Genomic DNA, 8,901 nt, shown 5'->3' with positions numbered 1-8,901 from the left:
CCATGCCGGGCGCACATGTAAAAAACGTTCGGGCCATCCGAACGTTTTTTTATGCTGCTTTAAAGAATTCCTCCCATTTTATAACAGTTGTTTTCTCCCTTAATACAAAAACTAAAATAGCAAGAGAAAACAAGATTATCAGAATCATGGATGGAGTAAAGCGGCTGATGAACTCCCCAAACACGGTATAAAAGATTGCAAGAGGCAAATTGCTGACCCAGGAATTTTTCACATACTCATTAAAATTCTTATTTCTTTCCATTAGGCAAAAGTTGAGTAAATGATAGTGAATAAAGGGAATAAGCCTTAAGACAGTTACCTGCCCGACAGTCAGATTCCGGTACTCGCCGAACCACCTTTTCTTTAATAAAGAAAGCTTTTCATGCGTTCTTGGCATTTTGCTGATCATAAAATAAAAGAGAATACTGCTCATCATTAATCCGAAAATCGAGAAAACAGAGCCATAAAAGCTTCCAAACAGAACTCCTCCTGTCACGCAAACAAGCGCGACGGGAATAAATAAAACCTGCCGTATCATATGAAAAAAAATAAAAGCAATGGGAGCAAGAATTCCAGCAGTCTCCACGATCACAAACAACAGCGACAATTGATCATTCATGCATCCACCTTCTCCCGGCTGTCATTCTGGGTGTTCACTAAAGCTTATGGAGGGCCATGCCTGCTTATGACAATTGAATGATAAGGTACAGGATTAACCCTGCTTCCAGCAAGGCTAAAAAAGGCAGCCCCATTTTAAATTGCAGATGTTTTGTTTTATGCCTAAATGTGTTCATTCCAATTGTCATCCCCGCAGCACCGCTAAAGAAAGCCACAAGCCACAAATTCCTTTCACTGATCCGATACTGATTTCTTTTGGCTTTTTCTTTATCCAGCTTCATCAAGACAAAACCGGCCAAATTCATAACCAAATAAATGAGAACAATTAATTTAATCATGCATATCTCCTTTGTATGTATTACGCCTGTAAGAGCTTAAGAGAAGTAAAGGCATTTTGTCTATATATAAATAGCAATGTTCTTATGAAGGGATTGCTATGTTCTTAAGAAATAGGCTCTGTTAAAGCTTAATGTTGATTTTTCACTTAGTTGATTGGAGTGGAAGGCAATCGACTCCTGCGGGAGGAGTGGGACAGGTGAGACCCCACAGGCGCGAGCGCCGAGGAGGCTCACCGCCCGCCCCGTGGAAAGCGATTGCCTGGAACGGAAATCAACAGCCCCATTTAACAGAGCAAAAAATAAAAAAGCCACTCCCGTTTAGAGAATGGCTGTTGAATATATATTATTTGCTAAGCTGCTGCTTTGCAACTGATGCTAATTCAGCAAATGCTTTTTCGTCAGCGATTGCTAATTCAGCAAGCATTTTGCGGTTAACTTCGATGCCAGCAAGCTTTAAACCGTGCATTAAACGGCTGTAAGAAAGACCGTTCATGCGAGCTGCTGCGTTAATACGAGTAACCCAAAGTTTGCGGAAGTCGCGCTTTTTCTGGCGACGGTCGCGGTATGCATACATTAGGGATTTCATAACCTGCTGGTTAGCAACTTTGTATAATGTATGTTTTGAACCGAAATAACCTTTAGCTAATTTAAGAACTTTTTTACGACGTTTGCGAGTAACTGTACCGCCTTTTACACGTGGCATATTATTTCCCTCCTAATTTCGAGATATTACTTAAGATTTACTAGTAAGTTACGGATGCGCTTGTAATCGCCTGAAGAAACAAGAGTTCCTTTGCGAAGCTTACGCTTTTGTTTTTGAGATTTGTTAGCGAACATATGGCTTCTGTAAGCATGAGAACGCTTCAGTTTACCAGAACCTGTTCTTTTGAAACGCTTTGCAGCGCCGCGGTGAGTTTTCATTTTTGGCATGGGGAATTCCTCCTCTTACTTGTCGTTTTTCGGTGCTAAGACCATAAACATGCTTCGGCCATCCATTTTTGGATGTGATTCCACTGCTGCAACTTCATTGCAGGCTTCCGCAAAGCGGACTAGAACACGCTGGCCAATTTCCTTATGCGTAATGGCACGTCCTTTGAATCGGATCGATGCTTTTACTTTATCGCCTTTTTCAAGGAATTTAATAGCATTGCGAAGTTTAGTATTAAAGTCATGTTCTTCAATAGTCGGACTAAGGCGAACCTCTTTTATACTGATAATCTTCTGGTTTTTGCGAGCTTCTTTTTCTTTCTTCTGCTGCTCGAACTTGAACTTTCCGTAGTCCATGATACGGGCTACAGGAGGTTTCGCATTCGGTGCAACCAGAACAAGATCAAGATTTGCACGAGAAGCAATTTCAAGTGCGTCGAATTTTGATTTAATTCCTAACTGCTCGCCGTTTTGGTCAATAAGACGGACTTCGCGGGCGCGAATGCCCTCGTTTAACAACATATCTTTGCTAATAGCTAGACACCTCCAAGGTTTAATGCGAACACAACGTTTGGGTCAAGAAAAGCGCAAGCGCCTGCTGGAGATTGACAGCTCCATAAGCTGTCAACTGCACCGGACCAAAGCTGAATCGCAAGTTATGCAACATTTCTCTTCCACAGAGGGAAGCAGAACTGTTTTTAACCAAATAAAAAAGTGCGGATGAAAACACCCACACTTACGTATATAAACAGAAAATGTTCACGTAAAACCTGCCAACTGCACTTTGCGTCAATCAGGTGAGAAGCGGGTGCTTCTTCTTTTCCTCAAACTGTATTCAATTACCTTAGATACTATATCACAAAGTATGATTTCGTGTCAAACGAATAACTTTTATCACAACGAAGAAAAGCATAACAAAATATATCACCTTTTGCAATATGGTTTTGCTAATTTCTTTTAAAAAGAAATAAGTCCCAGCTTTTTTCAAGAGTCAAAATATATAAACGAATAAATATATACCAACGAAAACCGCCCATATATCAACGAATCGTTCTTAACTGAGTTTAAAATAGAAAAGGGCTGCAGACTGCGCAGCCCTTTCATACCTATATTAACGTTTAACTTCAGCTTTTAGAGCTGAGATGAAATCTTCAAATGGAACTGTTTCTGACTTTTGCTCTCCATACTTGCGTACATTGACAGCTTTTTCAGTTACTTCATTGTCTCCGACTACAAGCATGTAAGGAGTTTTTTGCATTTGCGCTTCACGGATTTTATAGCCGATTTTTTCATTGCGGTCGTCAAGCTCAACGCGGATGCCTTCTGCCTGAAGCTGCTCCTGTACTTGTTTTGCATAATCAAAGTGCACATCAGGAGACACCGGAATGACCTGGACTTGAACAGGCGCTAGCCATGTTGGGAATGCTCCTTTGTATTCTTCAATCAGGAATGCCACAAATCGTTCCATTGTGGATACAACACCGCGGTGGATAACTACAGGGCGATGAGGCTTTCCATCTTCTCCTACATATGTTAAATCGAAACGTTCAGGCAATAAGAAGTCAAGCTGGACAGTGGATAATGTCTCATCCTTGCCAAGTGCAGTTTTAACCTGTACATCCAATTTCGGGCCGTAAAAAGCTGCTTCGCCTTCTGCCTCAAAGTAATCCAGGCCAATTTCATCCATGGCTTCTTTCAGCATTGCCTGTGCCTTTTCCCACATTTCATCATCATCGAAATATTTCTCAGTATCTTGAGGATCCCTGTAGGATAGACGGAATGAATAATCATTAATATCGAAATCCTTATATACCTCTAGGATCAAATGAACAACGCGCTTGAATTCTTCCTTAATCTGGTCAGGACGAACAAAGATGTGCGCATCATTGAGAGTCATTCCGCGCACGCGCTGAAGTCCGGATAGGGCCCCTGACATTTCATAGCGGTGCATTGTTCCAAGTTCAGCAATACGGATAGGCAGCTCGCGATAGCTGTGAATGCCGTTTTTGTAAATCATCATGTGATGCGGGCAATTCATCGGGCGCAGAACAAGCTGTTCATTATCCATTTCCATCACCGGGAACATGTCCTCTTGATAATGGTCCCAGTGTCCGGAAGTTTTATAAAGATCTACACTTCCCATGATTGGAGTATACACATGGTTATAACCTAATCTTTCTTCCTTATCAACAATATAGCGCTCGATGTTGCGGCGGATTGTTGCCCCTTTCGGCAGCCATAAAGGCAAGCCTTGGCCAACCTTTTGAGAGTTCATGAACAGGTTAAGCTCTTTGCCGATTTTACGATGATCACGCTCTTTTGCTTCCTCAAGCAAACGTAAATGTTCAGCCAGGTCTTCTTTTTTGAAAAAGGCTGTTCCATAAATACGCTGAAGCATTTTATTATCACTGTCGCCTCTCCAGTATGCCCCGGCAATGCTTAATAATTTAAACTCTTTCAGCTTTCCTGTTGAGGGAACGTGAACGCCTCGGCATAGGTCAAAAAATTCACCCTGCTCATAAATTGTTACTGTTTCATCTTCTGGAATGGCTTCAATCAGTTCAAGCTTATATTCATCACCAATTTCCTTATACATCTCAACAGCTTCATTGCGGCTGACTTCTTTGCGGTTGATATCAATATTTTCATTAATGATTTTTTTCATTTCTTTTTCAATTACAGGAAGGTCCTCCGGCGACAGGGATTCTTCCAGGTCTATGTCATAATAAAATCCGCCTTCAATAACTGGGCCGACACCTAGCTTTACATTTTTATATAAACGTTTTATCGCCTGCGCCATCAAGTGGGCAGTACTATGGCGAAGAACCTCAAGCGCGTCGCTGCTGTCAGCTGTGACAATTTCAATAGCCCCATCCTTTTCAATTGGACGCCGAAGATCATACATTTCTCCATCCAGCTTTCCGGCAATCGCCTTTTTCTTTAGGCCCGGGCTGATCGAAGCTGCAATATCTTCTGTTGTCGTTCCCTTTGGAAACTCCTTTACAGCACCATCTGGAAACGAAACTTTAACAACTTCTGACATGATATTTCCTCCTTTTTATGTTAGCGCAAGATAACTGAATTCAGATGTTCTTGCGTTTTAACCTTTTACAGATGGCCATGTTAATAACCTGAAACTCAGCCAAAAACAAAAAAACCCGCCCCTAAAAAAGGGACGAGTTATTATTAACACGCGGTTCCACCCTACTTCTCATTTTCTCATGCGAAAAATGACTCTGTAGTAAGATAACGGTCTTTTCCCGCCAGCCCATTTCCTGGCTGGAGTTCAGAGGCGGTAAGCATTCGAATCGTGTTAGGAAGGTTTCAGCCTTGCCTTCCCTCTCTTTGAACCGTATAAGAATACCCTTATCCTCATCGCAACTTTTGCTTGAATAACATAATATGTACGTTATTATAGTTTGTTATTTCAGGAAAATCAAGGGTATATCTTACATTTTTTCATCAGCTGCGTAAGGATAGATTCTTTTATTTTCATAAAAACCTGAAATGGAATCCAGTACAAGTCTTTCTTCAAATATGTTGCGGATCGTTCTGACCAATGGCTGTTCATAGTCATCTGAATAAAGATAAATACAGGATGGAGCAATGGAAAGAAGCGGGGCAATCGTTACGGAGTCAACATATACCGGATGATTGGATAAAAGTTTCCGGTCAATCATTCTTAAAAGCTCTCCCCGCTTTATTTCAAAAAATTGCTCATCATAAAAATGAATGCCCTCATCCATAAGTACATGGATCGTATCCAGCTTTGCCTTCCTGCCTGATAAAAAATCTCTTAAAGTTTGAATAAACATTTGATATTCCTGCTCCATTTTATACTCATCGATGGATACTTCCACATATTTGGCCATTTGATCCATAAGCGGACGCATCCGAAACTTTACAAAGGAATCAAAGGAAAACGATATATTATTTTGAAAGAGCTGATCGATGGCACTTTTCAAACTTTCCTTAACATCCACATCGCTTACAAATGCAGCGAGATCCTCACGGTTTCCTTCCAATATGGAGCGGATAATTTCAAGAATCTGCTGCTGTTCACCCTCATCTTCATAATAATAGTTTTCCATGAGGATTCTTCTAAACCAGTCATCCTGCTTCCTGTTGACAATAAACTGATAAAATACTTCTTTTACAGACTCCAAATCTATTAGGTTATGTTCAATAAAGATTTTAACTATATGTTGACCTTCAAATTGAAGAGTTTTTTTATCGGTTTGGTTAGAAAACAGCAGCCGCTCATGAAGATTCTCATAAAAATTCATTGCATCTGTACTGCTTTGGAAAATGATTTCGATCAACCAAATCCCCCCTTTATACAAATCTCTGTTCTATGTATATGGAGAACTTGGCCAAATTAGAAGTCAGGTTTGTTCTTTTAGCAATTTAATACAGGGAAAAATAGTAATACAAAAGGAGCTGCCGGACATGACACGGCAGCTTTCTTTGTTAAACTCTTCTGTTCGGGCCTTCCACAAGGACTGGATCTGCAAGGTATTTGATCCGCTCCATTATTCTTCTGGCCTTCATTTTTTCTTCTTCGCCGCGCTGGCTGTAGGATAGATGATGCTCCAGCCCTTGGAAATCGAAGTTAGAGGTGAAAAAGGTAGGAAGGCTTTCCTGCATGCGGAACTGCAGAATTGGACCTAAAATTTCGTCCCTTGTCCAGCTTGACATCGTTTCGGCACCTATATCATCAAACATTAAAACAGGTGCTTTTTTGATTGTTTCAATCTTGCTATTTAAAGTATGGTCTCCAATTGAATTCTTTAATTCCCTGAACAGCTCAGGGACATATACAATCATAGAAGATACTTTTTTACTTGCCAGCTCATTGGCAATGGCTCCAAGCAAATAGGATTTACCGACACCGAACTTACCGTAAAAATAAATCCCCTTTTTCTTAGAGCCTGGCTGATAGTCCATTACAAATGAAGCTGCCTTATCGACTGCCAAGATACGATCGTCATCATCATAGACAGAGTCAAACGTGGCATGTAAAATATCAGTTGGGACATACAGACTCTGGATAAGCTTTTCATTTTTCCTCTTCTCATCATTCATGACCTTGCGGGGGCACTTATCGTACTTCAAATCAATAATACCCCTTTGAATAACAAGTTCAGGGTGATAGCCCTGCATAAAATTGACACAGCCCTCAAGACTAGTGCATTTATTGCACTCCTTGCTTTGCTGTGTATACTCAAATAACTTGATCAGGCTTTTTTCAACCATTTCAGATGTCACTTCATCCTTATTTTCCCTCAAAAAAGCCTTTACCTCCGGGTGATTCAGCGTTTGATTTCGCATCATTTCATACCTTTTTTGGAACCCTTCATTGCCCGCAAGGCGCCTAAGTGTTTCATTGATCTTTTCCATCAATCAGTCACCTCCTGTGATCGAAGTTTTTTCAGTTTTTCTTTAAGCTCTCTTTTTTTCATTTCAAGTTCATCCTGATCCTTGCCGCTCTTATGCGGCTGGTCATCTGTTTTTTTACTGCTTGTTTCACTTTTATCATCAAACCAGTCAGGAAGCATTTCTGTCCTGATAGGCTGCTTTTTATTCGCTTTTTTATTAGGTGTTTTCTTTCCTTCTGCCCAGTCAAGATATTGGCGATGCTCTTTTTTAGCTAAAAGCATGGCCTCCTGGGGGGTTTTGATCTTTTTTCTGGCCCAGTGACCCGCTATTTTATCAACGTAGCCTTTGGTCAATTTCATATCTGTTTTTAGCATAACATATTGAATCAGTACATTAATTACCCCAGGCAAAAGCTTTTGCTGGAACATGACATCCTCAATGATTTGCAAGTCACTTTTTGATGGCTCTGCTCCTCCGGATATATCTTTTAAAAGCTCCCTTGGTGATGTGATTTCCAAATAACGGATCAATTCCTCTTCCTGCGTCTTTGGCTCATTTTTATGAGTTTGGTGCACAGCAGGCTGTATCCGGTCAATAAGGGATGGAAGCTGATCCTGGTTTTGAAATTGGTACCAATCGCGTGCAGATTTCCTTAATTCTTCAACATTAATCTCATTGTCTACATTTACAGCACTGATCACTATATTTTTCATTTGAATCGGATCAATTCCATACAAAAAAGCAAGATTGCTGATGGATTCCTTTACTTTAGCTGTAAGGGCTTTTTTCGGAACAAGCGATTCATTCAGCCCCGCCTGAAGCAAATCAAAGTTAAAAGCTTCATTGGAGATCTGGATTCCCTCTTGTTCTTGTCTGCCTATATACCCCTGCCCATTCGGCTCGTTCATAAGCTGCTCCATATCCCTGTCAACCTCAAAAGTGCCGGGATGCCCTGATTCATATACATCCTGAAAAGCCTTGGTTACTTCTTGATACCCTTGTTTTGGATGCACCTTTTGATCCGAAAAGAAGCGTTTCAGCCTCATAAATTGGTTTTTACCCAATTTTCTGTAGAGATAAATATTTAGCATGCCATCAAGGAAAAATTGTTCTGGTGTTAAAGGAGGGAGCAGCTCATATATAAACGACCGGGTATCATCTTCCTTGTTTACATATACCTTTAGAAGCCCGATTCCCTCCAGCTTGAGACGAGCTTCATAAATTTCCTTAAGCCCCATGCCCATAAAATTCATCAAGCTGTGGTGCGAGTTGGAAGAAGACCAAAGCCGGTTTTCCTCCAGTTCAGCCCAGAGGGTCATATATAAGCTAAAACAAGTTGAACCAATAAGAGGCTGGTACAACAGTGTCATCACTTTTCGGTCATATTCATGCAAAAGCCCGCTGGCGGCTACTGTGTATCTGTCAATTGGAAGCATTTCTTGCCAATGCTGGGCCATAACGATCACCTTTTTCCGTTCTATTTTTATCTTGTTTGTCTTGATCATGATTTTTCTGCCGTTTGCCGGTTCCCAGTAAGAGAGTGGCGTGCATCTGTATTATTAACTAACCTATTACCCTGGCCAGGGGTTTTTCGTCTTTATTCCGCTTGATTAACTACCATATTTCCTTGACCTGGTGG

At 40.9% G+C, this 8,901-nt stretch carries 9 protein-coding genes and 2 other annotated features; all 9 genes read right to left on the bottom strand.

Annotated features, from left to right (window positions below):
* Positions 1–49 precede the first annotated feature (49 nt).
* Positions 50–619, bottom strand: a complete 570-nt coding sequence (locus tag J7I93_RS24100; RefSeq protein WP_214729317.1) for a TVP38/TMEM64 family protein — start codon at positions 617–619, stop codon at positions 50–52.
* Positions 620–683: 64 nt separating this feature from the next.
* Positions 684–956 carry a DUF1294 domain-containing protein gene (locus J7I93_RS24095; protein ID WP_214729315.1) on the bottom strand — a complete coding sequence of 91 codons (273 nt, stop codon included), beginning with the start codon at positions 954–956 and terminating at the stop codon, positions 684–686.
* A 343-nt stretch (positions 957–1,299) separates the two neighbouring features.
* Positions 1,300–1,659 carry a 50S ribosomal protein L20 gene (gene rplT / locus J7I93_RS24090; protein ID WP_053434161.1) on the bottom strand — a complete coding sequence of 120 codons (360 nt, stop codon included), beginning with the start codon at positions 1,657–1,659 and terminating at the stop codon, positions 1,300–1,302.
* Between the two features lie 26 nt (positions 1,660–1,685).
* Complete coding sequence (gene rpmI, locus J7I93_RS24085; RefSeq protein ID WP_009333215.1) at positions 1,686–1,886, bottom strand: 50S ribosomal protein L35; 201 nt, start codon at positions 1,884–1,886, stop codon at positions 1,686–1,688.
* A gap of 15 nt (positions 1,887–1,901) precedes the next feature.
* Positions 1,902–2,405, bottom strand: coding sequence for a translation initiation factor IF-3 (infC, locus tag J7I93_RS24080; protein ID WP_214729314.1), 504 nt, complete (start codon positions 2,403–2,405; stop codon positions 1,902–1,904).
* A 180-nt stretch (positions 2,406–2,585) separates the two neighbouring features.
* Positions 2,586–2,709: a sequence feature (ribosomal protein L20 leader region), on the bottom strand.
* 285 nt (positions 2,710–2,994) lie between these two features.
* Positions 2,995–4,926, bottom strand: coding sequence for a threonine--tRNA ligase (gene thrS, locus J7I93_RS24075; RefSeq protein WP_214729312.1), 1,932 nt, complete (start codon positions 4,924–4,926; stop codon positions 2,995–2,997).
* Positions 4,927–5,051: 125 nt separating this feature from the next.
* Positions 5,052–5,271 (bottom strand) — a binding site (T-box leader).
* Positions 5,272–5,332: 61 nt separating this feature from the next.
* Positions 5,333–6,205 carry a putative sporulation protein YtxC gene (ytxC, locus tag J7I93_RS24070; RefSeq protein ID WP_214729310.1) on the bottom strand — a complete coding sequence of 291 codons (873 nt, stop codon included), beginning with the start codon at positions 6,203–6,205 and terminating at the stop codon, positions 5,333–5,335.
* A 148-nt stretch (positions 6,206–6,353) separates the two neighbouring features.
* A complete protein-coding gene (dnaI, locus tag J7I93_RS24065) occupies positions 6,354–7,283 on the bottom strand; it encodes a primosomal protein DnaI (protein WP_214729321.1) in 930 nt (309 codons plus the stop codon).
* Positions 7,283–8,719, bottom strand: a complete 1,437-nt coding sequence (locus J7I93_RS24060; protein WP_214729319.1) for a replication initiation and membrane attachment family protein — start codon at positions 8,717–8,719, stop codon at positions 7,283–7,285. Before J7I93_RS24060 ends, dnaI begins: the two co-directional genes overlap by 1 nt.
* Positions 8,720–8,901 lie beyond the last annotated feature (182 nt).

It is taken from the genome of Bacillus sp. ISL-47 (assembly GCF_018613175.1).
In the GTDB taxonomy this organism is placed as follows: domain Bacteria; phylum Bacillota; class Bacilli; order Bacillales; family Cytobacillaceae; genus Cytobacillus.
The sequence above is the reverse complement of the archived record's forward strand: the minus strand, read 5'-3'. Positions and strand labels throughout refer to the sequence as shown.

Coding starts and splice junctions, on each gene's coding strand:
- J7I93_RS24100 (WP_214729317.1), bottom strand. CDS start 619: ATGAATGATCAATTGTCGCTGTTGTTTGTGATCGTGGAGACTGCTGGA.
- J7I93_RS24095 (WP_214729315.1), bottom strand. CDS start 956: ATGATTAAATTAATTGTTCTCATTTATTTGGTTATGAATTTGGCCGGT.
- rplT (WP_053434161.1), bottom strand. CDS start 1,659: ATGCCACGTGTAAAAGGCGGTACAGTTACTCGCAAACGTCGTAAAAAA.
- rpmI (WP_009333215.1), bottom strand. CDS start 1,886: ATGCCAAAAATGAAAACTCACCGCGGCGCTGCAAAGCGTTTCAAAAGA.
- infC (WP_214729314.1), bottom strand. CDS start 2,405: ATGTTGTTAAACGAGGGCATTCGCGCCCGCGAAGTCCGTCTTATTGAC.
- thrS (WP_214729312.1), bottom strand. CDS start 4,926: ATGTCAGAAGTTGTTAAAGTTTCGTTTCCAGATGGTGCTGTAAAGGAG.
- dnaI (WP_214729321.1), bottom strand. CDS start 7,283: ATGGAAAAGATCAATGAAACACTTAGGCGCCTTGCGGGCAATGAAGGG.
- J7I93_RS24060 (WP_214729319.1), bottom strand. CDS start 8,719: ATGGCCCAGCATTGGCAAGAAATGCTTCCAATTGACAGATACACAGTA.